The organism is Porticoccus sp. GXU_MW_L64, from assembly GCF_052983295.1.
The window spans coordinates 1-747 of the sequence record NZ_JBRKJK010000048.1 but is presented as its reverse complement, the minus strand read 5'-3'; the positions used below and the strand labels follow the sequence as shown (position 1 = coordinate 747).

General features: G+C 50.9%; 2 protein-coding genes. Both read right to left on the bottom strand.

Annotated features, from left to right (window positions below; genetic code table 11):
• Positions 1 to 242: hypothetical protein (locus ACVBEJ_RS14570; protein WP_447130363.1), on the bottom strand; the 242-nt coding region annotated here is incomplete at its 3' end.
• 73 nt (positions 243 to 315) lie between these two features.
• Complete coding sequence (locus tag ACVBEJ_RS14565) at positions 316 to 684, bottom strand: helix-turn-helix domain-containing protein (RefSeq protein ID WP_447130362.1); 369 nt, start codon at positions 682 to 684, stop codon at positions 316 to 318.
• Between the last annotated feature and the right edge of the window lie 63 nt (positions 685 to 747).

Genomic DNA, 747 nt, shown 5'->3' with positions numbered 1-747 from the left:
ATCAGCCGCTCCCTCAGCCGTTGCTGCCGCTGTTTGATAATCGAAAGCACCTGCCCCAGCCCAACCAGGCTGTGCGGCGGCAGCTCAAACCGGCTGACCATCTCCGCCATGATGCCCTCAATGGCATCGTACAAAAATCCGTTGAGAGCAAAGACCTGGTAAAACTCATCATTGAGCTGAACCAGTTGCGCCCGCGATAGATGAATTTTATCCGTTGTGGAATTACTATTACTTCCAGCCATTGTTGACTCCTTCTTAGTCAGTGGTGGTAGCTGGCCTGTTGGGTTGCAGCCCTTCAGGTCAGCGCTTTTTGAATTAGCTTGCTTTAGTCCAGCGTCTGGCCTCGTACTTGAGAATCAGTCCTTCCAATACTTCCCGAATAATATCCTGCTCAGGATCACCAAGTCGGTCAGCGGCTTCAAACAACAGTTTTAGCTTCTCTCCTGGGCCACGCTCACCTTCTTCAAACACCAGCTCATCCAGACTGACGTGCAGTGCCTGAGCCAGCTTAATCAGACCTTCTAGGGTCGGCTGGGCAGACCCGGCCTCGTAGCGTTTGACTTGATTGACGTGCAACTCAGCGGCATCTGCCAGCCCTTGCTGTGTTAAACCCTGGGATTTACGAGCCTGAATGAGGCGAGATGGGAAGTGCATGGGTAATGTCCAAAGAATGGGAACGCCCATAGCCTAGTCCTCTGACAAATTAGTTGTTGACAAATATACCTAAAAAGGAACGATAATAAAACC

Bases quoted from the DNA above. Each gene is read 5' to 3' on its own strand.
- ACVBEJ_RS14565 (WP_447130362.1), bottom strand. From the start codon at position 684: ATGGGCGTTCCCATTCTTTGGACATTACCCATGCACTTCCCATCTCGC.